The 25,708-nt window shown below is 66.6% G+C and carries 17 protein-coding genes and 2 pseudogenes; 4 read left to right on the top strand and 15 right to left on the bottom strand.

Features of this window, described 5'->3' with window-relative positions; genetic code table 11:
• Nucleotides 1-11: 11 nt before the first annotated feature.
• Both ACNFH5_RS03540 and ACNFH5_RS03535 read left to right on the top strand, forming a co-directional pair.
• Nucleotides 12-1,775, top strand: coding sequence for a sensor histidine kinase (locus ACNFH5_RS03540; protein ID WP_416744226.1), 1,764 nt, complete (start codon nucleotides 12-14; stop codon nucleotides 1,773-1,775).
• Complete coding sequence (locus ACNFH5_RS03535; protein WP_416744225.1) at nucleotides 1,772-3,106, top strand: sigma-54-dependent transcriptional regulator; 1,335 nt, start codon at nucleotides 1,772-1,774, stop codon at nucleotides 3,104-3,106. The genes ACNFH5_RS03540 and ACNFH5_RS03535 overlap by 4 nt, the downstream gene beginning before the upstream one ends.
• Here the strand turns inward: ACNFH5_RS03535 and ACNFH5_RS03530 are convergent.
• The 15 genes and pseudogenes from ACNFH5_RS03530 to ACNFH5_RS03460 form a co-directional block, all read right to left on the bottom strand.
• Nucleotides 3,088-4,092 (bottom strand): hypothetical protein, encoded by a 1,005-nt coding sequence (locus ACNFH5_RS03530; RefSeq protein WP_416744224.1) that lies wholly within the window; start codon nucleotides 4,090-4,092, stop codon nucleotides 3,088-3,090. The two genes, ACNFH5_RS03535 and ACNFH5_RS03530, sit on opposite strands and share 19 nt — an antisense overlap.
• 387 nt (nucleotides 4,093-4,479) lie before the next feature.
• Nucleotides 4,480-4,674 carry a hypothetical protein gene (locus ACNFH5_RS03525; protein ID WP_416744223.1) on the bottom strand — a complete coding sequence of 65 codons (195 nt, stop codon included), beginning with the start codon at nucleotides 4,672-4,674 and terminating at the stop codon, nucleotides 4,480-4,482.
• A 181-nt stretch (nucleotides 4,675-4,855) separates the two neighbouring features.
• Nucleotides 4,856-5,791 carry a LysR family transcriptional regulator gene (locus tag ACNFH5_RS03520; protein WP_081519060.1) on the bottom strand — a complete coding sequence of 312 codons (936 nt, stop codon included), beginning with the start codon at nucleotides 5,789-5,791 and terminating at the stop codon, nucleotides 4,856-4,858.
• 424 nt (nucleotides 5,792-6,215) lie between these two features.
• Entirely contained in the window at nucleotides 6,216-6,920 is a 705-nt protein-coding gene (locus ACNFH5_RS03515; protein WP_416744222.1) for an NAD(P)H-dependent oxidoreductase, read from the bottom strand.
• Nucleotides 6,921-7,201: 281 nt separating this feature from the next.
• Complete coding sequence (locus ACNFH5_RS03510) at nucleotides 7,202-8,620, bottom strand: aldehyde dehydrogenase family protein (RefSeq protein WP_416744221.1); 1,419 nt, start codon at nucleotides 8,618-8,620, stop codon at nucleotides 7,202-7,204.
• Between the two features lie 156 nt (nucleotides 8,621-8,776).
• Nucleotides 8,777-9,946 (bottom strand): annotated as a pseudogene (locus ACNFH5_RS03505) (pyridoxal phosphate-dependent aminotransferase); the annotation flags it as partial.
• A 54-nt stretch (nucleotides 9,947-10,000) separates the two neighbouring features.
• Nucleotides 10,001-11,611, bottom strand: coding sequence for a 5-guanidino-2-oxopentanoate decarboxylase (locus tag ACNFH5_RS03500; RefSeq protein ID WP_416744220.1), 1,611 nt, complete (start codon nucleotides 11,609-11,611; stop codon nucleotides 10,001-10,003).
• A gap of 97 nt (nucleotides 11,612-11,708) precedes the next feature.
• On the bottom strand, nucleotides 11,709-13,796 hold the full coding sequence (locus tag ACNFH5_RS03495) for an acetate--CoA ligase family protein (RefSeq protein ID WP_416744219.1): 2,088 nt from the start codon (nucleotides 13,794-13,796) through the stop codon (nucleotides 11,709-11,711).
• A gap of 204 nt (nucleotides 13,797-14,000) precedes the next feature.
• Nucleotides 14,001-15,161: an acyl-CoA dehydrogenase family protein gene (locus ACNFH5_RS03490; protein ID WP_045213896.1), complete on the bottom strand. Its 1,161-nt coding sequence runs from the start codon at nucleotides 15,159-15,161 to the stop codon at nucleotides 14,001-14,003.
• Between the two features lie 17 nt (nucleotides 15,162-15,178).
• A complete protein-coding gene (locus ACNFH5_RS03485; protein WP_416744217.1) occupies nucleotides 15,179-15,967 on the bottom strand; it encodes an enoyl-CoA hydratase/isomerase family protein in 789 nt (262 codons plus the stop codon).
• A 450-nt stretch (nucleotides 15,968-16,417) separates the two neighbouring features.
• Nucleotides 16,418-17,830 carry an amino acid permease gene (locus tag ACNFH5_RS03480; protein ID WP_416744215.1) on the bottom strand — a complete coding sequence of 471 codons (1,413 nt, stop codon included), beginning with the start codon at nucleotides 17,828-17,830 and terminating at the stop codon, nucleotides 16,418-16,420.
• Nucleotides 17,831-18,168: 338 nt separating this feature from the next.
• Nucleotides 18,169-20,412, bottom strand: coding sequence for an ATP-binding protein (locus ACNFH5_RS03475; protein ID WP_416744214.1), 2,244 nt, complete (start codon nucleotides 20,410-20,412; stop codon nucleotides 18,169-18,171).
• The gene (locus tag ACNFH5_RS03470) at nucleotides 20,409-21,170 is read right to left on the bottom strand and encodes a substrate-binding periplasmic protein (protein WP_416744393.1); all 762 of its coding nucleotides are present in this window, start codon (nucleotides 21,168-21,170) and stop codon (nucleotides 20,409-20,411) included. Before ACNFH5_RS03470 ends, ACNFH5_RS03475 begins: the two co-directional genes overlap by 4 nt.
• Nucleotides 21,171-21,260: 90 nt before the next feature.
• Nucleotides 21,261-21,998: a response regulator gene (locus ACNFH5_RS03465; RefSeq protein ID WP_416744391.1), complete on the bottom strand. Its 738-nt coding sequence runs from the start codon at nucleotides 21,996-21,998 to the stop codon at nucleotides 21,261-21,263.
• A 110-nt stretch (nucleotides 21,999-22,108) separates the two neighbouring features.
• Nucleotides 22,109-22,756 (bottom strand): TetR family transcriptional regulator C-terminal domain-containing protein, encoded by a 648-nt coding sequence (locus ACNFH5_RS03460; RefSeq protein WP_416744213.1) that lies wholly within the window; start codon nucleotides 22,754-22,756, stop codon nucleotides 22,109-22,111.
• Between the two features lie 157 nt (nucleotides 22,757-22,913).
• Between ACNFH5_RS03460 and ACNFH5_RS03455 the strand changes: the two are divergent.
• Nucleotides 22,914-24,017, top strand: a pseudogene (locus ACNFH5_RS03455) (polyamine ABC transporter substrate-binding protein).
• A gap of 237 nt (nucleotides 24,018-24,254) precedes the next feature.
• Nucleotides 24,255-25,673, top strand: a complete 1,419-nt coding sequence (locus ACNFH5_RS03450; protein ID WP_416744211.1) for an aminotransferase — start codon at nucleotides 24,255-24,257, stop codon at nucleotides 25,671-25,673.
• Nucleotides 25,674-25,708: the final 35 nt, after the last annotated feature.

The following is a 25,708-nucleotide window of genomic DNA, read 5'->3' as shown; positions in this document are numbered from 1 at the left end:
CACCGTCGAACATGTCGCCTGCCCGCCCTCTTCGCCTGCTGCTGATCTGCCTGCTCCTGCTGGCCGGGCTGGTGCTGTCGGTCTTCTGGGCCGGCGAAAAGGCGCGGCACCGCGCGCTGCTGGCCGAGGCAGAAGCCGCCCACGAACAGCTCGGCCTCTACGCCAACTCCCTGCACACCCTGATCGAGCGCTTCCGCAGCATCCCCGCCGTACTGGCATTGGACCCGGAGCTGCGCGCAGCCATGCGCGGCCCGGTGACCGGCGAGCTGCAGCACCGGCTCAATCTCAAGCTGCAGGAGATCAACGGCGCCGCACGCTCCTCGACCCTGGAACTGCTGGACCACACCGGCCTCGCCGTGGCCGCCAGCAACTGGAACCTGCCGGTCAGCTACGTCGGCCACAACTACGGCTTCCGCCCCTATTTCCGCCAGACCATTGCCCAGGGCGCCGGGCGTTTCTACGCGGTCGGCGTGACCAGCGGGATACCCGGCTACTTCCTGTCCAACGCCCTGCGCGACGACGATGGCCGCTTCCTCGGCGCCATCGTGGTCAAGCTGGAGTTTCCCGACCTGGAGCGCCAGTGGAGCCAGACCCCGGACGTGGTGCTGGTGAGCGACAGCAAGGGCGTGGTGTTCCTCGCCAACCACCCGCGCTGGCGCTACCGCGAACTGATGCCGCTGGACGCCGTGGCCCGCGCCGAGATGGCCGACACCCGGCAGTACCACAAGCAGCCGCTCAGCGCGTTGCCGCACCGAACGCTGGAAACCCTCGGCGAACACGCGCGCATGGTTCGCGTCGACGGCCAGGACATCAGCGGCGACTACCTCTGGCAATCGGTCGGCCTGCCGGAAGACGAGTGGACCCTGCACCTGCTGCGCAATCCCCACGGCGTGCAGGCCGACGTCACCAGCGCGCGGCTGGCCGCCGCCGGTGTCTGGCTGGCACTGGTGTTCCTCGTGCTCTGGCTGCAACAGCGGCGCCGCCTTGCCCGCCTGCGCCAACGCAACCAGGAAGAGCTGGAACGTCTGGTCGAGCAACGCACCGCCGCTCTGCGCACCGCCCAGGACGGTCTGGTACAGGCCGCCAAGCTGGCCGCGCTGGGGCAGATGTCCGCCGCATTGGCCCATGAGATCAATCAGCCGCTCACCGCCCAGCGCATGCAGCTGGCCAGCGTGCGCCTGCTGCTCGACGCCGGCCGCCAGGACGACGCCCGCGCCGCGCTGGTACGTGTCGATGAGCTGCTCGAACGCATGGCCGCGCTCACCGGCCACCTGAAGACCTTCGCCCGCAAGACGCCCGGCGGCCTGCGCGAGCGCATCGAACTGGGCCACGTGATCGAGCAGGCACTGCAACTGCTTGCCGTGCGCATCCGCGGCGAGGGCGTGGATATCCATCAGGATCTGGACCTGCCCGCCTGGGTGCTGGGCGATGCGATCCGCCTGGAGCAGGTGCTGGTCAACCTGATCCGCAACGCCCTGGACGCGGTGGCCCGCAGCGACCAGCCACGCATCGAGCTCACCCTGCGCCGCGAAAACGATCAGTGGTGCCTGGAAGTGGCCGACAACGGCCCCGGCATCGATGAAGCCCATTTGGCCAGCGTCTTCGACCCCTTCTTCACCACCAAGCCGGTGGGCGAAGGACTGGGCCTGGGGCTGGCGGTATCCTATGGCATCGTCCACGAACTCGGCGGGCGCCTCGATGCCGCCAACCAGCCCGCTGGCGGCGCGGTGTTCCGCCTGAGCCTGCCAGCCGCCAGCGAAGAAAGAAGACCATGAGCGAGACCATCCTCTTCGTCGACGACGAAGCCGCCATCCGCGACGCCGTGCAGCAGTGGCTGCAACTTTCCGGCTTCGACGTGCGCCTGTGCAGCAGTGCCGACGAGTGCCTGAAAAGTGTCTCCCGCGAGCTGCCCGGCGTGGTCATCAGCGATGTGCGCATGCCCGGCACCGACGGCCTGGCCCTGCTCGAACGCCTGCAGCAGATCGACCGCGACCTGCCAGTGATCATGGTCACCGGGCACGGCGACGTGCCCATGGCAGTCCAGGCGATGCGCCAGGGCGCCTACGACTTCATCGAGAAACCCTTCACCCCCGAACGCCTGCTCGACAGCCTGCGTCGCGCCCTGGAGAAACGCCGGCTGGTGCAGGAGAACCGCCAGCTGCGCGAACAGGCGGCGCTCAAGGACCAGATCGAATCGCGCCTGCTCGGGGTTTCACGGCCGATGGAAACCTTGCGCCGGCAGATCATGGCGCTGGCCGGCACGCCGGTGAACGTGTTGATTCGCGGCGACACCGGCAGCGGCAAGGAGCTGGTCGCGCGCTGCCTGCACGACTTCGGCCCGCGCGCCGGCAAACCCTTCGTTGCGCTGAACTGCGCGGCGATCCCCGAGCAGTTGTTCGAGACCGAGCTGTTCGGCCACGAAAGCGGCGCCTTTACCGGCGCCCAGGGCAAGCGCATCGGCAAGCTGGAGCATTCCAACGGCGGCAGCCTGTTCCTCGACGAGATCGAGAGCATGCCGCTGGCCCAGCAGGTGAAGCTGCTGCGCGTGCTGCAGGAACAGCAACTGGAGCGGCTGGGCTCGAACCAGAGCATCAAGGTCGACCTGCGGGTGATCGCCGCCACCAAGCCGGACCTGCTCGAAGAAGCCCGCGCCGGGCGCTTCCGCGAGGACCTGGTGTACCGCCTGAACGTCGCCGAGCTGCGGCTGCCGCCGCTGCGCGAGCGCCGCGAGGACATCCCGCTGCTGTTCGAGCACTACGCGCTGCTGGCCAGCGAGAAGTTCGGCCGCGAGGCCGCGCCGCTATCGGCCAGCGAACTGGCGCGCCTGCTCGCCCACGACTGGCCGGGCAACGTGCGCGAACTGGCCAACGCCGCCGAGCGCCACGTGCTCGGCCTGGACCGCGCCGAGCTGCCGATCGAGCCCGCCGGCAACGGCCTGTTCGAACGCATGGAAGCCTACGAGGCCGAGTGCATCCGCCAGGCGCTGGGCCAGTGCAAGGGCGACATCAAGGCGGTGATGGAGCTGCTCGGCCTGCCACGCCGCACCCTCAACGAGAAGATGCAGCGCCATGGGCTGAGCCGCGGGGATTACCTGGGCGAGGACTGAGCCAACTGCTCGGCGAAGAACCAGCCGGTGCACCAGCGCGCCAGCGGCCAGAGCAGCGCCAGCAGCAGGATCGCCGGCGGCAGCAGGTAGAGCGGCAGGCTGCTGGAGTTCAGCGAGCTGTAGGCGGCGAAGGCGATCAGAACCGATACCAGGACAATAGCGACCAACCACATCGCCAGCAGTACCAACGAACAGGCCAGCACGCGGCCGGCGGCGAAGCGCGAGACCTGGGCGGGCAAGCGCCTCTGGACGGCCGCCATGACGATAGCGAATGGTAGAACGCAACTCGTCAGCAAGAACACTGACTGCCAGCCGTCCGCACCGCTGTAGAGATAGAGCACTCCGTAACTCAGCGCAGCGAACAACTTGTAGATCAGCGCGGTGAAGCACAGCGCCACCGCCAGCGCCACCTGCCAGGACGGCAGTGGGACGGCCCGGCCTGACGCCGTCGGCTCGGATCTTGATCGCGCCAGATGCAACACCAGCCAGAGCGGCAGCAGGCAGCCCAGCATCAGATTGACCAATGAATTGACCTGGGCATACAGGGCTATCCAGAGGGCCCGGGACTCTTGCTCGAACGCCCACTGGTAGAAGAACACGCTCAGGTAGGACACGGCAGTGCTGACAACCATGGTGGCGATCAGATAGGCGACGCCGAAACCCACCAGCAGCCCGGCCAGCGGTTTGAAGCGCGCGATCCCGTGGCGCTCGCGCTGGTGATGTACCAGCAGCAGGACCGCCGCGGCATAGAAAACCAGCCCAGCCAACCAGTTCGCCAGCATGGTTGGCAGGTACTGCGGCAGGCGCTCGCGGAAACTGCCCAGATCGAAGATCCACTGCACGGCATTGCTGCCGAAGAACACCACTGCCGCCGCCACTATCATGGCGGCGACGAACTGCAGGGGCTCGCGGCCGACCGACGCCGTGGCGGCTATCGGTGCGGTAAGCGGTGCCTGGGGTGTCGCAAAGGGATTGTCAGTGGTCATCTCGGCATCCTTGTCGAATCCGGCCTGTGGCACGGAAGGCGCCCAGCCTACCAGCCCGCCAGCGCTTTTCCACGGGCATAAAAAAAGGCCGCTGAAAACAGCGGCCTTGAGACGGACGTCGATCTGGAGCAATCAAGAATCGGCGTCGGGAAGCTTGCCGGCGGTGAGGCCGGTAACGGCGTTGCTCGAAAGCCGCGCTGTTGGGTCAAGTATATTGACCGATCAGACAGGAATACAGCTCACGGACAGGGAAAGACTGTTACAGCATCTGTAACAGTCCTCTGGCAACCATCTGAAACGCGGGCAAAAAAACGCCGCATATCGTATGCGGCGCAAGGTGTTGAGAAGCCCGGCTCACGCTCCGGACTTCCCGGGGGAAGCGGCCGATCAGGAATCGGCGTTGCTGCTGGCAGCGGCCTTGGCAGTCTGCTCGGCGGACTGGGCCTGCTGCTGGGCAATCACTGCTTCGTTGGCCTTGACCATCTTGTCGGCCATCAGACGCGATTCTTCGGCGAAGCTCAGCTGAGTGAAGGACAGCGAGCAGACGGACAGCAGGGCAGCAACATAAAGCGAACGGGACATGACGGTGATCCTTTCTGAACACCCGATTGGTCGGGTCTGGAGAAAGGTTACGGCGCAACAGTGGGTAGAAAAATAGCTAGCTAACCAACAAAGCATTGCCTAAAAAGCAACAATCCGCGGCGATCGTCCGAGAACAGCGATATAGAGCGGCTGCGACGATCCGCCACGCTAGCCCTTTGCCTTATGCCCAGTTGACGGGATCGTTGAGCGCTGCTTCGTCTTCTTCGAATACGCGGGGCAGTTCCGCCTTGAGGAACTCGACCCAGGTGCGGATCTTCGCGTCGAGGAAGCGCCGCGACGGGTACAGCGCATAGATCTGCCGCACATGCAGGCTGTGCCGGGGCAGCACGCGCACCAGCGAACGCCGGCGCAACGCGGGCGCGGCAACGTAGCTGGGCAGCAGGCAGATGCCCATGCCAGCGGCGGCGGCGCCGGTCAGCGCCTCGGCGACGTTGACCATGAAGGTGTCGCGCGGGCGGATCACGCTTTCCTCGTTGCCCTCCTCGAAGGCCCAGCCCTCAGGGAAGGTCGGGTCCTGCAGGCGCAGGCACTGGTGCTGGTGCAGGTCGGCGACGCTGGTCGGGGTGCCGCGCCGCTTGAGGTACTCGGGGCTGGCGCAGAGCACGCTGTAGATGGTGCCCAGGGTCTGGGCGACGAATTCGGAATCGGGCAGCTCGCGGTCGCGAGTGATCACCACGTCCTGGCCTTCCTCGAGGATGTCCGGCTGGCGCTGCGCCAGGGTCAGCTCGATATAGACCTCGGGGAAGGATTCGCAGTAGCGCGAGATCAGCGGAATCAGGTGCTGCTGGCCGAGGCCGGTGAGCGAGTGCACGCGCAGGCGGCCGCGCGGGTTCAGGTGCGCGCCACTGGCTTCGGCCTGGGCTTCGTCGACATCGGCGAGGATTTCCCGGCAGCGCAGCAGGTAGCGCTCGCCGGTTTCGGTCAGCGCCAGGCGTCTTGTAGTCCGGTGCAGCAGGCGCGCTTCAAGCTGGGCTTCAAGATCGGAGACCACACGGGAAACCTGGGCGGTGGATAACCCCAGGGCGTTGGCGGCGGCGGTAAAACTGCCGGCATCCACCACCCGGACGAATGCCCGCATCGCGTGAAGTACGTCCATGCTTCCCCCTGCCTGTTGATCTTGTCGTAGGCGCGTATAGGAAACGACAACTATTGTTGTCCGCGCCGCAAAACTGAATCGCAGTATAGGGTCGTTTTTTGCCGATTGTTACCACGTATAGTGCCGGACAAGTCGCTGCAGCAACGTTGGGCATACCAGGCTCATCGTACGGCCGCCGATACACCAATCGACGGCCCTCTCCCCCGCGCATATCCGCTGCAGCGACTGACTTTTTCTCCAGGGGCGACCATTTTCGGATGGCCGCCCTTTTTCGTTTCTGGCCAGCTGATTGGCAGGCGCAAGCCATTACACCGGGCAGAAGACAGAACTTGTAGGAGCGAGCTTGCTCGCGAACCGCTTGGCTCTGGCGCCGTCATTTATCCCTGTTCGCGAGCAAGCTCGCTCCTACGAAGAGCAAACGCGGTCAGCGCGGCAGCGGATAGAGGCGCTCGTCGAACTGGTCCAGGCGCACGAACTCCAGCGGCTGGTCGTTCTCCAGGTGCTGCAGACGCTCCTGATACTGGCGCAGGAAGTCCTGGCGCGCGTCGTTGCTGATGTAGGGCACGTGCCAGGCCACGAAGGGCGGCAGCACGCTCATGCCAGTGTAAGCCAGGGTGCCGCGCAGGATCGGCCGCAGCATGTCTTCCAGCGGACCGTGGATGGCGTCGTCGCCGAACATGTGGTCGCGGCCGCCGAGGGTCACGGTAACCAGTGCCTTCTTGCCGGCAAGGCCGCCCTGGTCATAGAAACGCTTGCCGCCGTAGCAGATGCCCGAGACCAGCACACGGTCGAACCAGCCCTTGAGGATGGCCGGTGCGGAGAACCAGTAGATCGGGAAGTTGAAGATCACCAGGTCCGCCCAGAGCAACTTGTCCAGCTCGGCCTGGATGTCGGCGGCGATGGTCTTGGCCTTGGCGCCTTCGCGCTGTTCCAGGGCGTAGACGAGGTATTCGGGGTTGGCGCGCGAACCGAAGTCGGCGGCGCTGGCCACCGGGTTCCAGTTCATCGCGTAGAGGTCGGAGACCTGCACTTCATGGCCCTGCCCGCGCAGGGTTTCCTCGGCGAGCTGGTACAGCGCGGTGCTGAAGGATTGCGGTTCGTTGTGGGCGTGGACGATCAGTACGTTCATGTGGATTCCTGGCCAGAAAGTCGGTACCTGTGGGATCGGTGCGCTGGCTCGGCACCCTCTCCCCAGCCCTCTCCCTGAAGGGAGAGGGAGTGTTCGTGTTCATTCTTCAGCGCGAGCCCTCGCCGGTAGCACCGAAGCGCTCGTGCCCCTCGAAGGGAGCTGCAACTAGGCGGCGGGGCGAAGGTTTCCCCGGTCACCGGCCAACTCCCATCCATTCGAAAACTCCGGACGGCCCCCTCTCCCTTCAGGGAGAGGGTTGGGGAGAGGGGCTCTTCAGCCACTCAGAGTTGGATAGCCTTGAGCTCGACAAACTCGTGCAGGCCCTGCTCGCCCCATTCGCGGCCGTTGCCGGACTGCTTGTAGCCGCCGAAAGGCGCACGGTAGTTGAAGGCACCGCCGTTGACGAAGCATTGGCCGGCGCGCATCTGCCGGGCGAGGCGCAGGCCATCTTCGCGGTCGCCCGCCCAGACGGCGCTGGACAGGCCGAACGGCGAGTCGTTGGCGATGGTGATGGCTTCTGCCTCGTCGGCGTAGGGGATCAGGCACAGCACCGGGCCGAAGATTTCTTCGCGGGCGATGCGCATCTGGTTGTTCACCCCGGCGAAGATGGTCGGCTGCACGTAGTGGCCGCGCTCCAGATGCGCAGGCCGTTCGGCGCCGCCGCAGACCAGCTGCGCGCCCTCTTCCTGGCCGACGCGGAGGTAGTCGAGCACCGTGCGGCGCTGACCGCCCGAGCACATCGGGCCGAGGAAGCTGTCCGCGTCCAGCGGGTCGCCCATCTTCAGCGCGAGGGTTTCGGCGCGGGCGATTTCCACGGCTTCGGCATAGCGATGGGCCGGCAGCAGCATGCGCGTGAGCGCGGTGCAGGTCTGCCCGGAGTTGATCATCACGTCCTGCACGCCGTGGCGCACGGCGGTGGCCAGATCGGCGTCGGCAGTGATCAGGAACGGCGACTTGCCACCCAGCTCCAGGCACACACGCTTGACCGTCGGCGCCGCCGCTTCGGAGACCTTGACGCCCGCACCGGTGGAGCCGGTGAACGAGACCATATCCACGTCCGGATGCCGTGCCAGGGCTTCGCCGACCTTGGAGCCGGGGCCGCTGACCAGGTTGAACACGCCGGCAGGCAGGCCGATGGTGTGGACCATGTCGGCGAGCAGGAAGGCGTGCAGCGGGGTGTCCTGGCTGGGCTTGACCACCACGGTGCAACCCGCGGCGAGCGCCGGGGCGAGCTTGCCGATGAGCTGGTGCAGCGGGTAGTTCCAGGGGTTGATGAAGGCGCAGACGCCCACCGCCTCTTTCACGATCAGCGAGTTGCCGACCTCGCGCACTTCGTCCATGTGCGCGGCCATGGCGGCGTAGCTTTCCAGGCCCTCGATCGGCCCGTCGACCTGCACCATGCGGCACCACTGCACGGGCATACCCAGCTCGGCGGTGATCAGCGCGGCCATCTCGTCGGCGCGGTTCTTCAGCTGTTCGGCGAGGGCGCGGATATAGCCGGCGCGCACGTGGGACGGGGTCTGCGACCAGGCCGGGAAGGCCTGGCGCGCTGCGTCCACCGCGCGGTTCACGTCGCCTTCACCGCCCAGCGGCACGCGACCCACGCATTCCTCGGTGGCCGGGTTCTGCACCTCGGCCATGCCCTGCCCTTGCGGCGCCACCCAGGCGCCGTCGATGTAGAGCTGTGTACGGTCACGCATAGCGTTTTTCCTCGAGAGTCTGTTCGGAATCGGCTGCGCGGCGGCCACGCAGCGTTGAAAGCGCTGTCGGCATGCTCATTTACAGCTCGTAAATTCCGCTGCCTCAGCCGCTTTCGCCGCACGTGGCGCTAGCTCGCCAGCTTCCGAACGGACTCTCAGCAGTTCGGCGGCGCACAGGGCAATGCGGCGGCAGGTTTCGCGCAGCGGTTCGGCGCCGAGCACCAGGCCCAGGCGGATGTGCCCGGCGGCGCTGGGGCCGAAGGCTTCGCCGGCCAGTACGGAAACGCCGTGGCGGTCCAGCAGTACATCGGCGAAGTCCTGGGCGGAAAGGCCGGTGGCGCGGATATCCACCATCACGAACATGCCACCGTCCGGGCGCAGGGCGCGCACGCCGACGCAATCGGCCAGGCAATCGATCACCAGGTCGCGGCGCTGGCGGTAGGCTTCGCGCATGGCGTCCAACTCCGGCAGCTGGGCTTCCAGCGCGGTGCAGGCGGCGTCCTGGATGAAGTCCGGCGAGCCGTAGAGCATGCACAGGGCGAGGTTTTCCAGGTGTGCGCAGAGCTCGCGCGGGCCGACTACCCAGCCCACGCGCCAGCCGGTCATGGCGTGGGATTTCGACAGGCTGTTGAGGGTCGCGGTGCGCTCGGCCATGCCCGGCAGGCTGGCGGGGCTGATGTGTTCGCCGTCGAACAGCAGTTCGCTGTAGACCTCGTCGGAGATCATCCACAGGTCATTTTTTACGCACAGCTCGGCGAGCTTGTCCCAGGTGGCGCGCGGCAGGCTCGCGCCGGAGGGATTGTGCGGGCTGTTGATCGCCAGCGCGCGGGTGCGCGGGGTGATCAGCGCGGCAACGTCCTCGGCCTGCACGCGGAAGCCGTGCTCGGAGCGCACCGACACCGGAATGACCTTGGCGCCGCAGGCACCGAACACCGCTTCGTAGGTGACGTACATCGGCTCGGCGACGATCACTTCGTCGCCCGGATTGAGCACGCACTGCGCCACGGCATACAGCGCGCACTGGGCGCCGGCCAGCACCACCACGTCATCGCCGGTGACGGCCTGGCCGCTGCGCTGGGTGTGGCGACGAGCGATGGCTTCGCGCAGCGAGCGCTTGCCGCGCACGTCGGCGTAGTGGGTGTTGCCGGCCAGCAGGCTGTCGATGGCCGACTGCACGATGGGCACCGGAGTATCGAAGTCCGGGTCGCCCACCGACAGCAGCAGGATGTCGTCGCCCTGCTCCATGCGCGCCAGGGCGCGGTAGTGGATGTCCCAGGCGGCGGCGCCGTCGCCGGCGATGCGTTGGGTGAAGTTGGAGTAGCGCATGCTTTGCTTCCTTCCAGGCGCCGCCGTCCAGGGACTGCGGCGGGTGCAACGGGCCTACTGGGCGCAGGCGTGTTTCAGCTCGATCAGGGTCACGCCCGGATGGGCGAAGCCTTCGCGCAGGTCGCGCTCCAGTTCGTCCAGGCTCTGCGGCTGGCGCATCTCGCAGCCGTAGGCGCGGCCGAGCAGGGCGAAGTCCGGGTTGCGCGGCAGGACGCCAATGGGCTCGATGTCCAGGCCGATCATGTCGTCGCGGATCTGCCCCAGCGCATCGTTGTTCCACAGCAGCACCACCAGCGGGCTGTCCAGCTCTTCGGTGGCGGTGGCCAGTTCCTGCGCGGTGTAGAGGAAGCCGCCGTCGCCGACCAGCACCAGGCCGGGGCGCTCCGGCGCACCGAACTTGGCGCCGATGCCGGCCGGCACGCCGTAGCCGAGGGTGCCGTAGCCGGTGGGGTGCAGCCAGCCGCGCGGAGCCTTGCTCGGGTAGAGGTAGTTGGCGGTGTAGGCCAGTTGGGTCATGTCGCTGGCGATGAAGGCGTTGTCCGGCAGGACCTTGGCGATGCGCTGCAGGATCGACTGGTGGATGCGTTGCAGCGGCGCGTGGCCGGCGTCGATCTGCGCGCGCAGTTCGTCGATGCGCGACTGCGCTTTCGCCGCGTCGCGGGTCGCACTGGGCAGCGCGGCGAGCAGCGCCTCGGCGGTGGCCCTGGAATCGCCCAGCAGCGCCACGGCGCTCGGGTAGAAGTCGTTGAACTTGCGCGAATCGACATCGACGCGGATCACCTCGCCGCTGATCGGCAGGCGGTCGCGCCAGAAGTCGGTGTCGGCCATTTCGGTGCCGATGGCCAGGACCACATCGGCCTCGGCGATCATGTCCCAGCCGGCCTGGGTGCACAGGGTGGCGCCAGCGGACAGCGGCGCTTCCGGCGCCAGCAGGCCCTTGCCGGCGACGCTGGTGAACAGCGGCGCGGCCAGGCGCTCGCTCAGCGCAGCCAGGGCATCGGCGGCATGCAGCGCGCCGCCGCCGGCGATGATCATCGGGCGCTGGGCCGCCTTGAGTTTATCCACAGCCTGCTGGAGCGCCTCGGCGCTGGGCTGGCCGCGGCCGGCGCGGCGCACGACTTCGTTGGTCCAGTCACGGGCAACCGGGTTGGCAAGCACATCCAGCGGCACGGAGATGTGCACCGGGCGCGGGCGCTCGCTGTCGAACACGGCGTAGGCGCGGGCGATCAGTTCGGGCAGGTCTTCGGCGCTCAAGGCGACGGCGGAGAACGCGGTGATCGGCGCGGTCATCGCACGCTGGTCCTGGGTCTCGTGCAGGCAGCCCCAGCCCTTGCCCAGGCTGGCGGTGTGGTTGACGCTGGAGATCACCAGCATCGGGATCGAGTCGGCATAGGCCTGGCCGATGGCAGTGGCGGCGTTGGTCACCCCCGGCCCGGTGATGATGAAGGCCACGCCCGGCTTGCCGCTGACGCGCGCATAGCCGTCGGCCATGAAGCCGGCGCCCTGCTCGTGGCGGGTCAGCACATGACGGATGCCGCTGCCAGGCAGGCCGCGGTACAGCTCCAGGGTGTGCACACCGGGAATGCCGAACACGGTGTCGACGCCATAGTTGGCCAGCAGGCGTACCAGGGCCTGGCCGCCGGTGAGGGTTTTGTCGTTCTGCATGTTCACTCCTCGAAGTGCTTTTTGTAGGAGCGAGCTTGCTCGCGAACAGCCCCGGTGCGGGATTTGTTCGCGAGCAAGCTCGCTCCTACAGGTTCGGTCATTCGGCGGTGCGGATCAGCGCATCCACCGCCACGGCGCCCTCGGCGTCCGCCAGCAGCGGGTTCACGTCCAGTTCCAGCAAGGTGTCGACGTGCTCGCAGGCGTAGTCGGCCACCGCGCGGATGGCTTCCACCAGCGCCTCCAGGTTCACCGCTGCGCGGCCCCGGAAACCGCTGAGCAACGGCGCGCTACGCAGGCTGAGCAAGGCGTCGCGGATCGCCGCGTCGGTGGTCGGCAGCAGCAGACTGCGGCTGTCCTTGAGCAGCTCGACGAGGATGCCGCCGGCGCCCAGCACCAGCGCCAGGCCGAAGCCGTTCTCGCGCTTGATGCCGACGATCAGCTCGGCCAGCGGCGGGTTGGCCATGCGTTCCAGCAGCACCTGGTCGAATGGCACGCCGGGTGCGTGACGGGCGATGTTCTCGCGCATGTCGAACAGCGCAGCTTCCAGCGCCGCCTCGTTGCGCAGGTTGAGCGCCACGCCGCCGGCTTCGGTCTTGTGCGGCAACTGCGCACTGACCACCTTCAACGCCAACGGGAAACCGACATCAGCGGCTGCTTCGCGGGCCTGTGCCGGGGTGCTCAGCGCGGCGCGCGGCAGCGGCAGGCCGAAGGGTTTCAGCGCCTGCTTGGACTGCCACTCGTCCAGCAGTCGGCCTTCGCCTTCCAGCGCCTGTGGGCAGAGCGGTACCAGCGCGGCTTCGCCACGAGCCAGCAGCGCTTCGCGGCGCTGACGGTAGTGGGCGATGCGGCCCCAGGCGGCGAGCCCGTCTTCCACGCCTTGCAATGCCGCGACGCCGTGGGAGTGCAGCAGTTCGCGGGCGTGCCTGGGCAGCAGTTCCGGCAGCGCGGAGGCGATGAAGCCCACCTTGCCGTGGCGCTCCAGCGCGGCGCAGTACAGCTCCAGCAGCAGGTCGCACTGCGGGCGCTCGCCGGTCTCTTCACCGGGGTAGTCCAGTACCAGCAGCGCAGCATCGGCGTCGGTCTGCAGGGCGCTTTCGAGCATGCGCTCCAATGCTGGGCCGTCACCCCAGATGGCGGTGGTGAAGTCCAGCGGGTTGGCGATGTTGGCGTAGTCCGGCAGCACCTGGGCCAGCTCGGCGCGCTGCGCGTCGACCAGCTTGGGCAGGTTCAGTCCGTTGCGTTCGGCGTAGTCGGCGATCAGCCCCGCGTCACCGCCGGAGCAGGCCAGCGCGGCGAGGCTCGGCCCCGCCGGCAGGTTGCCGCAGGCAGCCGCCTTGAGGGTTTCGATGAAGCTGACCGGGCCGCTGACGCGGATCACCCCGAGGCGATCGAACAGTGCGTCGTACAGCGCGTCGGAGCCCGCCAGGGAGCTGGTGTGGCTGAGTGCGAGCTCGGCGCCGATCTCGGAAACGCCGGTCTTCAGCGCGATCACCGGGATACCTTTCTGCAACGCCTTGAAGGCAGCACGGGCGAAACCGGGAACGTTCTTCAGGCCCTCCAGGTGCAGGCCGATAGCGGTGACGCGCGGCTCGTCGAGCAGCACGTCCATCAGTTCGGCCACGCCCAGCTGGGCCTGGTTGCCCACCGAAGCCATGTAGGCGATGGGCAGCGAGCGGTCGCTCATGGACAGGTTGTAGGCGAAGTTGCCGCTCTGGGTCAGCACGGCCACGCCCTTCTCGACCATGTGCCCGCCGTGGGCCACCGGCCACAGCGCGGAGCCGTGCAGGTAGTCGAGCAGCCCGTAGCAGTTGGGGCCGAGCAGGGCCATGTCGCCGGCGGATTCGAGCAGGCGGCGCTGCAGCGCTTCGCCTTCGGCACCGGTTTCGGCGAAGCCGGAGGCGTAGCAGATGGCGCCGCCGGCATCCTTGACGGCCAGCTCGGCGACAGCTTGCACAGTCAGGTCACGGTTGGTGGCGACGAACACCGCGTCCGGCCCTTCGGGTAGTTCGGCGACGCTGCGTACGCAGGGTACGCCTTCGAGTTCGTCGTATTGCGGGTTGACCAGCCACATCGCACCGGGGAATCCGCCCTCGGCGCAACGCTTGAGCGCGCGCGCCATGCTGCGGCCGCCAATGAAGGCGACGTGACGGGGGGCCAACAGACGCTGGAGGTTTTCTCTTTTCATGTCGAGTCTCGGTTCGGGGCCTGGGCCCTCTCCCCCAGCCCCTCTCCCTGAAGGGAGAGGGGGTTTCCGGGGTCATCCTTTAGCGCACGGTGTCTACCCACGCGCCGAATCGCACTTGCCCCTCCCCCTTCGGAGCGGGGCGCGCAGCCAGGGCTGGGGAGGGGCTTTCGGCACCCGCCCGTCACCTCCGAAAGGCACCGCAAATCAGCGCAGCAACGGCCGCAGCAGTTCGCGGGAAATGATGTGGCGCTGGATTTCCGAGGTGCCTTCCCAGATGCGCTCGATGCGCGCGTTGCGCCAGATGCGCTCCACCGGGCCTTCGTCCATCAGGCCCATACCGCCGAAGATCTGCACGGTCTCGTCGGCGACCTTGCCCAGCACTTCGCTGGCGAACAGCTTGGCCATGCCGGCTTCGCCGTCGGTCATGGTCCCGCGGTCCATCTTCCAGGCGGTGTGCAGGGTCATCAGCTCAGCGGCGCGAATCTGCGTGGCCATGTCGGCGAGCTTGAAGGAGATACCCTGGTAGCTGCCGATGGCCTGGCCGAACTGCTTGCGGTCGGCCGACCATTGCAGCGCCAGGTCCAGCGCGCGCTGGGCCTGGCCGACGCAGTTGGCGGCAACCATCACGCGGCCGGCGGTGAGCCAGGCGTTGGCCACTTCCCAGCCCTTGTCGACTTCGCCCAGAACCTGGGAGGCCGGCACGCGGCAGTCGTCGAAGAAGATTTCGTAGGTGTGGTAACCCTTGTTGCTCACGCATTTCGGGCCACGGCGCACGGTCATGCCGGCGGTGCCCTTGTCCACCAGGAAGGCGGTCACGGCGTTGCGTTTCTTGCCGTTGCGCTCGAAGGTGTCGGTCACCGCGAAGACGATGGCGAAGTCGGCGTGGCCGGCGTGGCTGATGAAGTGCTTGGAACCGTTGATCACGAAGTCCTCGCCGTCACGCACGGCGCGGGTCTTGATCGAGTTGGCGTCGGAGCCGGCGCCCGGCTCGGTGAGGGCGAAGCAGTCGATCTTCTCGCCCTGAACCACCGGCAGCAGGTAGTTCTGGATCTGCTCGCCCTTGCAGGCCATGAGGATCTTCGAGGGGCGCGCGACGAACACGTGCAGCGCCCAGGAGACCTTGGACAGTTCGCGCTCGACCAGCGCCTGGGACAGGTAGTCCAGGCCGCCGCCGCCGACTTCCTCGGGCATGTTGAAGGCATAGAAGCCAGCCGCCAGGGCCTTGCCGCGAATCTTCGCAGCCAGCTCCGGGGACACCGCGTCGGCGCGGTCTACTTCCTCTTCATAGGGCAGCAGTTCTTTCTCGACGAAAGCCTTGACCGCCTCGACGAGCATTTCCTGTTCTTGGGTCAGTTGGAAATCCATCACATCACCTGCAGCCGTCAGCGGCCTTTGAATTGGGGGGAGCGTTTCTCGGCCACGGCGCGCAGCGCCTCGGCGGCATCTTCACTGCGGCCACAGAGCAGGCCGGCGGCCTGTTCGGCTTCCAGCTGCTGGGCCAGGGTGCGGCTGGCGCCTTCGCGGATCAGGCGCTTGGTGTGGCCAAAGGCGTAGGTGGGGCCGGCGGCCAGGCGCGCGGCGAATTCGCCGACCTGGGCCTGCAGTTGATCGTCGGCGACCACTTCACCGACCAGGCCGGCATTCAGCGCGCGTTCGGCATTCCACAGTTCGTCGAGGAACAGCAGGCGCTTGGCCGCTTCGCTGCCGATCAGACGCGGCAGGTGCCAGCTGGCGCCGGCGTCCGGGCAGTAGGCCATGCCGGTGTAGCCAGCCTTGAAGCGCGCGGAGGCGCCGGCGATGCGGAAGTCGCAGCACAGGGTCAGGTCCATCCCCGCGCCGACGGCGGTGCCGTTGACGGCGGCGATGGTGGGTTTGTCCAGGCTGTGCAAGCGACGCATCAGGGCGTGGGCGGTTTCGGTCCAGCCGTAGGTTTCCAGCTCGCCACGGGCTTCGGCCTCGGCCCATTCGGCGAGGTCGGCGCCGGCGCAGAAACTGCGGCCTTCGCCGGTCAGCACGATGACGCGCACGGCAGCATCGGCCTCGTAGGCGTCGAGCAGGGCCAGCAGGTTCTTGAGCGTGGGGACGTCGAGCGCGTTGCGCTGCTCGGGGCGGTTCAGGGTGATCCAGGCGATACCGTCCTGGACCCGGCTGAGCGGGGATGGCTGAGTCATGCTGCCCTCGTTCTTGTAGTCGTTTGCTGAGGCGGATGAAGCGTTGGGCCAATACTAAACAAGTGTTCAGCAAGCCGGCAATCCACCCGAATGGGTGGCTTGTAACGCCCTGCCGAACGGCGGGAAGGCCGCGCGACGCGGGGGCTGAGGGGTTTGCCGAGGGTTTCCCCCGAGACCTTGTTACAACTTCGAACAAACGGCCCTGCGGGCCTTCGCGGACGGAGTCCGCTCCTACACAAATGGTGACCCTGGCGTAGGAGCGGACTCCGTCCGCGATAGGTCCCCGGCAGCTCCGGTGTTGGCCGGTTCGCGAGCAAGCTCGCTCCTACAAAGGGCCAAAGAAAAAGCCCCGCGGTGGGGGCTTTCCGGTGCAGTTCGCGAGCAAGCTCGCTCCTACAAAGAGCCAAAGAAAAAGCCCCGCGATGCGGGGCTTTTCCGGTGCAGTCAGGCTCAGCCGATACTCGGCACCGCCTCGTCGATCAGCACCTGTCCACGCTTGCGCTTGAGCAGGTAGTAGGCCAGGTAGCACGCGCCCATGAAGCCGAAGCCCCAGTAGAGCGACGGGCGCTGGGTCGGGTCCATCGCGAGGAACACGAACAGCGAGCAGCAGATCGCGATGCACGCCAGCGGGACCAGCGGGAACAAGGGCGCGGCGTACTTCAGGTCGGCCACGGTGCCGCCCTTGGCCATGTGTTCGCGGCGGAAGCGGTACTGGGCGTAGGCGATGACGATCCAGGTGACGGTGCCGGCCATCCCGCTCACCGCCATCAGCACCATGAACAGGGTGTCGGCGGCGACCACGCTGGTCAGCAGCGAGAGCAGGGCGAAAGCCAGGCTGATCAGCAACGCGTAGAGCGGCACGCCGCGGGCGCTGAGCTTGGACAGCTTGCGCGGCGCCATGCCGGTCTTGGACATGGCCCAGAGGATGCGCGTAGAGGCGTACAGGCCGGAGTTACCCACCGAGAGAATCGCGGTGAGGATCACGAAGTTCATGATGTCGGCGGCATAAGGGATGCCGACCATGTCGAACACCTGCACGAACGGGCTTTCCATCAACCCGGCCTGCTTCCACGGCACGATGCAGGACAGCACGGCGATCGCCAGCACATAGAAGATCAGTACGCGGAACACCACGTTGCGCACGGCGCGCGGGATGCTCTTCTCCGGCTGGTCGGTTTCGCCGGCGGCAACGCCCATGATCTCGCAGCCCTGGAAGGCGTAGACCACCGTCATCATCACGGCGAACACCGCGGACAGGCCGTTGGGGAACAGGCCATCGCTGACCAGATTGGACAGCCCCGGCGCGGCGGCGCCGCTGTTCAGCGGAATGGCGCCGAAGATCACCAGCAGGCCGACCACGATGAAGCCGAGAATCGCCGCCACCTTGATCCCGGAGAACCAGTACTCGGCCTCGCCGAAGGCGCGGGTGGCCAGGGCGTTGAGGGAGAACAGGACGACCACGAAGAAGCCCGACCAGAGCCAGATCGGCACCTCGGGGAACCAGCGGGTCATCAGCATGCCGGCCGCGGTGAACTCCAGGCCGACGGTGGAGGCCCAGCTCATCCAGTAGACCCAGCCGATCATGAAGCCGGTGGCCGGGCCGATGAAGCGCGTGGCGTGGGCCTGGAAGGAACCGGAGACGGGCATCTGCACCGACAGCTCGCCCAGGCAGACCATCACCAGGTACATCAGCAGGCCGGCGACCAGATACGCAAGGATGGCGCCCATCGGGCCGCCGGAACTGATGGTGACGCCCGAGCCCATGAACAGGCCGGTGCCGATGACGCCGCCCAGCGACAGCATGAAGATGTGGCGGCTCTTGAGCGCGCGGGTGAGCTGGATCTTCTCTTGCGGCTCAGACATGGCGCACCTCCAGGGAACGGCGGGCGCGGCTGAGCGGAACTCTACGTTGGATCATTATTGTTATCTCCAATCAATCAGAGGCCGTGGCTCGGGCACGGATGCCACCGGATTATTGGAAGACGATGTAAGGCGGGGTTGTTCGCCAGGATCGAAGTTGTAGAAAGATGTAAGGATTTTGTGCAGGGCGCGTGGGGCGGTCGCTCCAGCGTTTTTGATTTTGTAGGAGCGAGCTTGCTCGCGAACGGATTCAGCCGGCCATAGCGGGGTTGGGCGGGTTCGCGAGCAAGCTCGCTCCTACAGGTCAGGCGCCCCACGATGGCATCGCTGCCATGCCGAACTTACCTCTGAGCGCTCTTCAGACATTCAGCGGCAAGCGCCCTCTCCTGCTCGAGCCGCTCCGCCCAATCCATCAGCAAAGCCCCCGCCAGCGCCGCCTGTTCCAGCTCGCCCAGGCCATCCCCCAACCCGCGCAACCCCATCGACCGACAGCTTCCCGCCAGCCGGTGCGCCAGGCTGGCCACCTCCACGGCATCCTCCTGGCGCAGCGCATCCAGCAGCAGCGGCCACTGCTCGTCGAGCAACTTCCACAGGCTCGCCAGCAACTCCCTGAGCTTGTGCTCGCCGAGCAGGCGGCGATGGGTATCCAGTACCTGGCGGTCCAGCGGGCCGTTATCCACAGCGTCTGGCAGCAGTTCCCAGGCCACGCCGGACAGCGCGCGGCGCAGGTCATCCAGGCGCAGCGGTTTGCCCAGCACGCCCTGCATGCCAGCCTCGAAATAGCGGCGGACCATGCCCGGCTGCACGCTGGCAGTGAAGGCGTGGATCGGCGTGGTCGCGTTGAGCCCGCCGGCTTGCGCGCGAATTGCCCGGCACAGGTCGAGGCCGGTCATCCCCGGCAGATGCATGTCCAGCAGAATCAGGTCGAAGCGCCGCACGGCAGTCAGCGCCAGCGCGGGTTCGGCGTCGTCGGCGAGCTGCACGCGGTGGCCATCGCGCTCCAGCAAGGCCTGGGCGACCTCGCGGTTGAGGGCGACGTCTTCGACCACCAGCACTTCCTGCGATGGCGCCTGTTCGACGGCCACGCTGGAGCGCGGCACCACGCCCGGCGCCAGCACGATTTCGAACCAGAAGGTGCTGCCCTCGCCCTCCAGGCTCTCCACGCCGATCTCGCCGCCCATGGCCTGCACCAGCCGCTTGCTGATCGCCAGCCCCAGCCCGGTGCCGCCGTAGCGCCGCGCCACTTCATCGCTGGCCTGGGTGAAGCGCTGGAAGATCTTCTCCTGCTGCTCGGCGGAGATACCAATGCCGTCGTCAGTCACGCTGAAGCGCAAGTTCTGCCCGGCATCGCTGCTCTCCAGCACGGCAACCTCCAGCAGCACCTCGCCCTCTTCGGTGAACTTCACTGCGTTGGCCAGCAGGTTGCTCAGCACCTGACGGAGGAACTGCTCGGCGCCCCGGCAACCGTCCTGCACCTCGGGTTCGACGCGCAGGCGCAGGCAGGTGCCGTTGTCCTCGGCGCGCGGCTCCAGCAGGGTCACCACGTCGTCCAGCAGGCGGCGCAGGGAGAAATCCACCGGCTCCGGCTGGCTCGCGCCGTCTTCCAGCTTGGCGAAATGCAGCACCTCGTTGAGGATCGCCAGCAGCCCTTCGCCGGCGGTGGACAGCGCCTGCAGGCGGCGCCGATCCTGCTCGTCCAAAGGCGCTGCGCGCAGCAGCTCGGCCATGCCGAGGATGCCGTTGAGCGGTGTGCGGATCTCATGGCTCATGGTGGCGAGGAAGCGGCTCTTGGCGCGGTTGGCGGCCTCGGCTTCCTCCTTGGCGCGGCGCAGGCTGGCGGTGCGCCGTTCGACCCGTCGCTGCAGCTCGTCGCGCTTGCTCTGCAAGGCCGCGCGGTCGGCCTCGCGCCGGCGCAGTTCGGCACGCAGGGCCCGGCGCAAACCATCGAGGGCATCAGCGACGGTGTCGATCTCGTCTTCTTCGCCTGAGCGTTTCTTGGCCAGCGCCAGCTCGGTGCCCAGGTCACCGCCGGTGAGCCCGCGAACGAAGTCGGCCATGGCGCGCAGATGGCGAGTCACGAGACTGTGGAACAACCAGCTCAGCGCCACCGCCAGGCCGCAGAGGAACACGCCCATCCACAGCAGGCTGGCAAGCCCGCCGTGGAGCAGGCGCAGGTAGACGGCGCCAAGGTCGATGCTGATTTCCAGCTCGCCCAGGTCGCGGCGCTCGCCGTCCGGCGGCTCGAAGGCCAGGGCGTAGTGCTCGACACGGAACGGCCCGCGCTTGTCGTCGGCGTCCTGCACCAGGTTGAAGTCGGCGCTGCGCAGGCGCACCTGGGCGATGTCAGGGAAGTCAGCCAGGCCGTGCAGTTGTACGTTCAGCTGCTCCTGGTTGAGGTCCCACAGGCTGCGCTCGAAGCTGGCGAGATAGCCGACGCGGATCAGCTCCAGGCGCGCATCGATGTCGCGCATCTCGCGGCGGTACTCGAAGTACAGCTGCACCGCACTGGCCAGCACCGTGAAGCACAGGCTGAACAACAGCACCCGCAGCAGCAGACGCCGCGCCAGGCCACCGGGCAGCCTCACCGCGGCACCCCGTCGCCGGCGAGCAGGGCGCGGTAGTCGTGCTCGCTCTGTTCCAGCCAGCGGGCCACGCTGCCGTCGTCCACGCGTTTCTTCAGCAGCGCGTCGATTTCGTCCATCCGCGCGGCCAGCGGCGAATGGCGGGAGACGGCGATGCGCAGGTAATCCACAGTGAGCGGACGAGGCAGTGCGGCGATGTCCTGGCCGCCGGCCAGTTGCTCGACGAACAGGGTGCCGGTGCGCCGCTCGTGGGCGATGAAGTCGATGCGCTGGCGGATCAGCTTGCCGAAGTTCTGGCGGCTGTCGGAGACCCATTCGACGTTGCCGTGTTCGGCGAGGAAACGGTCGAACTCCGGCCCGTAGCTCTCGCCGAACAGCAAGCCGCCACGGTACTGCGCAAGGTCGCCCAGCTGGTCAAAACGCACCGGTTTGCGACGGTTGTAGAAGATCGCCACCTCCTCGCGCAGCACCGGCACGCGGGAGAACAGCAGGCCATCGTCGCGCTGCGGGGTCTGGTAGGCGAGCACCACGTCGACCCGACCTTCGGCGGCATCCAGCAGGCAGCGCTTCCAGTTGCCCAGTACCACGGTCTTCACCTCGTAGCCCAGTTCGCCGAGAACGCTGCGTACGGTCTGCGGCGCTAGACCCCGCACTTCGTGGCCGTCGCTCCAGGAGATGGGCGGGTAGACGGGGTAGTCACAGTAGCGGATGGGTTGGGCGGCTTGGGAGAGCGTGCAGAAGAGCAGCGCCAGAAGATGCAGGAGAAATCGGAGCAGGGTTTTCCCTCTCCCTAACCCTCTCCCTGAAGGGAGAGGGGACTGGCCTGCGCCCCCGGAAATCACTGTGATAACTCAGGCATCGACAGGCGTGGCGGTGAACAGGTAGCCGGCGCCGTGGATGGTGATGATCAGCTCGGGCTCGGCCGGGTCGTCGCGCAGCTTGCGGCGCAGGCGGCCGACCAGCACGTCGATGGAGCGATCATTGGGCAGCCATTCGCGGTTGCGGATCTGGTCCATCAGTTGGTCGCGGCTCAGGGTGTGACCGGTGTTGCGCAGGAACACGCAGAGTAGCTGGAACTCGCCGTGGGTCAGCGGGGTTTCGCTGCCATCGCGGTCGATCAGGCGGCGACGGTCCGGGTCCAGGGTCCAGTGGGCGAAACGCTTGTGGTTTTGCCGTGCGGATGCGGCAACGGGTTGGCGCGCGTGGCGCACGCGGCGGATCAGGTTCTTCGCGCGGGACACCAGCTCGCGGGGATTGAGCGGCTTGATCACGTAGTCGTCGGCGCCGCATTCCAGACCGACGATACGGTCGATGTCATCGTTGCGACCGGTGATCAGGATGATGCCGACCTCCGAACGCACGCGCAGCTCGCGGGTCAGGGTCAGGCCGTCCTTGCCGGGCAGACGGATATCGAGCATCACCAGATCAATGGGCTGCTCGGCCTGTTCGGCTTCGGCCAGGCTTGCCTCGGCCTGTTCGGCGGTGCCGGCGCAAAGCACGTCATAGCCTTCCTCGCCGAGGTAGGCCTGGAGGAGCTCGCGAATCACCGGATCGTCGTCGACGATCAGTACACGGGAAGTCATCGCAATACCCTGCTGAAGCCGCCGCTCGTGACGGGGCCATTCTTGTTATGCGTGGAGGTAGAGCTGTAGGAACTGTCCTGCAGATGGCGGCAGGTTACCGATCGCTGAACAATCGATCAACAGGCTCCCGACGCCCGACTGAAACGCTGCCGGCCACCGTATTGAAGGCCATCCACCCAGGCCTCGCATATTTGCACACCCTGCTCCGGGGTAAAGGTATTGGGGTTCAGGCCAGACTCCAGCCACAGGCCGTCAAGCAGGGCACTCAGGGCAATCGCGGCGAGATCGGCGTCGAAATCCGACCAGTCCTGCTCCTTCGCCAGATCATTCAGTGCCTGCGCCAGCAAGGTGCGGTACTCACCGTAGGAATGGTCGTGGGCCTTGTTGATTTCCTCGGCCGTCTTCACCGCGCCCCAGAACGCCAGCCAGGCATCCAGCAGCTGCGGATCGAGCAGCTCGGCGGAGAACGACGCACGGAAGAACGCCGACAGGCGCGCACGGGCATCGGGCGCGGCTTCGGCGATGGCCTCGCGAAGCAGCTGCATGACACGACCGGTGACGGTCAGGTAGGCCTCGGCGACCAGTTCATCCTTGCCTGAATAGTGGTGGTTGATCAGCCCCACCGAAACACCCGCCTCGGCGCAGATCTTGCGTATGGACGCTCCCTGGAAGCCATGGCGTTTCAGGCACGCGAGTGTGGCCTCGATCAGCAGCGCCTTGCGCTGCTCCGGCTCCAGTCGGGTAAAGCGGACTTCCTCGTTCATGCCTGGCTCCTAAAGTGTCAGGTGGCCAATCTGAACGATTGTTCGATTAGGCGCCAGTACCTACCCGTTCGGGGAATGGCCGGGGAACCGGCCCTGGCCGAGAGTGGCTTCATCCGCGATTTATCCAATCCATAACAAAATCAAAGGTGGGACTGACATGCAGAAAATGCTCGCAGCAGTACTCAGCGCGGCGCTGGCGACCTTGCCGGCACTGGGTCACGGGGAGGAAGCCGAAGGCGCGAAGACGCTGCGGCTGTAAAACTGGACCGACTATATCGGCGAACACACCATCGCCGACTTCGAGAAGGAAACCGGGATCAAGGTGGTCTACGACACCTTCGATTCCTACGAGACCGTGCAGGGCAAATTGCTGCCCGGCCGCTCGGGCTACGACCTGGTGGTGCTCAACGCCGCCCTGGTGCCGCCGCTGCTCAAAGCCGGCGTGTTCCAGCCGCTGGACAAGTCCAGGCTACCCAGCTGGAACAACCTCGATGCGGACGTGCTCAAGCACCTGGACCACTACGATCCGGGCGTGAAGTACTCGGCGCCCTACACCTGGGGCAGCAACGGCATCACCTACAACATCGACAAGATCAAGCAGCGCATGCCCGACGCACCGATCGGCTCGCTGGCGATGCTGTTCGATCCGAAGATCGTGTCGAAATTCGCCGATTGCGGGGTGACCATCATCGATTCGCCCACCGACGTGATCCCGCTGGCCCTGGCCTACCTCAAGCGTGACCCCAACAGCGCGCTGCCCGAGGACCTGAAAGCCGCCCAGGACCTGCTGCAATCGATCCGCCCGTACATCCGCAAGTTCGACTCCACCAGCTACCTCAACGGCCTGGCCAACGGCGACCAGTGCATGGCGATGACCTGGTCCGGCGACTACGCCACCGCCCAGGCCCGCGCCGACGAAGCCGGCGCCAAGGTCAAGCTGGGCTACTTCGTGCCCAAGGAAGGCTCGCTGATCTGGTTCGACGATTTCTACATCCCGGCCGACGCGCCGCACGTGGCAAACGCCCACAAGTTCATCGAGTACATGCTGCAGCCCAAGGTCGCCGCCGGCGTCGCCGACTACATCCGCTACGCCTCCAGCAACGCTGCCGCCACCCCGCTGCTGGCCGCCGAAGTGCGCAATGACCCGGCGATCTACCCGGACGCCGAGACCCGCGCCCGGCTGTTCACCCAGAAAGTGCAGACCCCCAAGGCCACCCGCCTGATCACCCGTACCTGGAACGCGGTGAAAACCGGGACCTGATAGCGCAAGACCAAAGCCCCCTCTCCGCAGCCCTCTCCCTGAAGGGAGAGGGGGCCAAGCGGAGTCGCCGGAAATCATGGCGGCATCCTGAAAGTAACGAGGAACACGATCCACAAGGAGGTTCGGAGTCCCCATGCACTCCGAACAGTCCCCTCTCCCTTCGGAGCGGGGCTCGCAGCCAGGGTTAGGGAGAGGGCAGAACGCCCAACCGAACAACGAAAGTCCGAGGTACAGACAATGACCACCACCACCCCAGCCTACTTCGCCCAGTTCAACGACGAGCAGCTGGTCGCCGCCGACAAAGCCCACTACATGCACGGCTACCACGTGTTCGACGATCACCGCGTCAACGGTGCGCTGAACATCGCCGCCGGCGAGGGCGCCTACATCTACGACACCAAGGGCAATCGCTACCTGGATGCCGTGGGCGGCATGTGGTGTACGAACATCGGCCTGGGCCGCGCGGAAATGGCCGACGCCATCGCCGAGCAGGTGCGCCAGCTGGCCTACTCCAACCCCTTCTGCGACATGGCCAACGTCACCGCCATCCAGCTCTGCGAGAAGCTCGCGCAGCTCGCGCCGGGCGACCTCGACCACGTGTTCCTCACCACCGGCGGCTCCACCGCCGTGGACACCGCCTACCGCCTGATCCAGTACTACCAGAACTGCCGCGGCAAGCATGAGAAGAAGCACATCATCAGCCGCATCAACGCGTACCACGGCTCGACCTTCCTCACCATGTCCCTGGGCGGCAAGGTCGCCGACCACCCGGCCGAGTTCGACTTCCTCAAGGATGTCATCCACCACATCTCCTGCCCCAACCCCTACCGCGCGCCGGAAGGGATGACCGAAGGGGACTTCCTCGAATTCCTGGTGAAGGAATTCGAGGACAAGATTCTCGAACTGGGTGAGGACAAGGTCGCCGCCTTCTTCGCCGAGCCGATCATGGGCTCGGGCGGCGTGATCATTCCGCCCAAGGGCTACCACCAGCGGATGTGGCAGGTGTGCCAGAAGTACGACGTGCTCTACGTCGCCGACGAGGTGGTGACCTCCTTTGGCCGCCTCGGCGCCTTCTTCGCCTCCGAAGACGTGTTCGGCATGCAGCCGGACATCATCACCACCGCCAAGGGCCTGACCTCCGGCTACCTGCCGCTGGGCGCGTGCATCTTCTCCGACCGCATCTGGAAGGTGATCGGCGAGGCCGACAAGGGCCGCTGCTTTGCCCACGGCTTCACCTACAGCGGGCACCCGGTGAGCTGTGTCTCGGCGCTGAAGAACATCGAGATCATCGAGCGCGAAAACCTGCTGGAGCATGTGAAGGACGTCGGCGGCTACCTGGAGCAGCGTCTGCAGGAACTGGCCGACCTGCCGCTGGTAGGCAGCGTGCGTTGCCAGAAGCTGATGGCCTGCGTCGAGTTCGTCGCCGACAAGCGCAGCAAGGTGCTCTTCCCCGAGGAGCTGAACATCGGCGAGAAGATTCACCTGCGCGCCCAGGCCAAGGGCCTGCTGGTGCGGCCGATCGTGCACCTGAACGTGATGTCACCGCCGCTGACCATCACCCGCGGGCAGGTCGACGAGATCGTCGACACCCTGCGCGAGTCGATCCTGGAGGCCGCCGAAGACCTCAAGCGCAGCGGTGATTACGCGGGGCATTGATGATCGATCCTCGGATTTTGCCTACACCCCGGCGG

Origin of the sequence: Pseudomonas sp. NY15435 (genome assembly GCF_048068295.1) — a bacterium.
Classification (GTDB): Bacteria; Pseudomonadota; Gammaproteobacteria; order Pseudomonadales; family Pseudomonadaceae; genus Pseudomonas.
The sequence above is the reverse complement of the archived record's forward strand: the minus strand, read 5'-3'. Positions and strand labels throughout refer to the sequence as shown.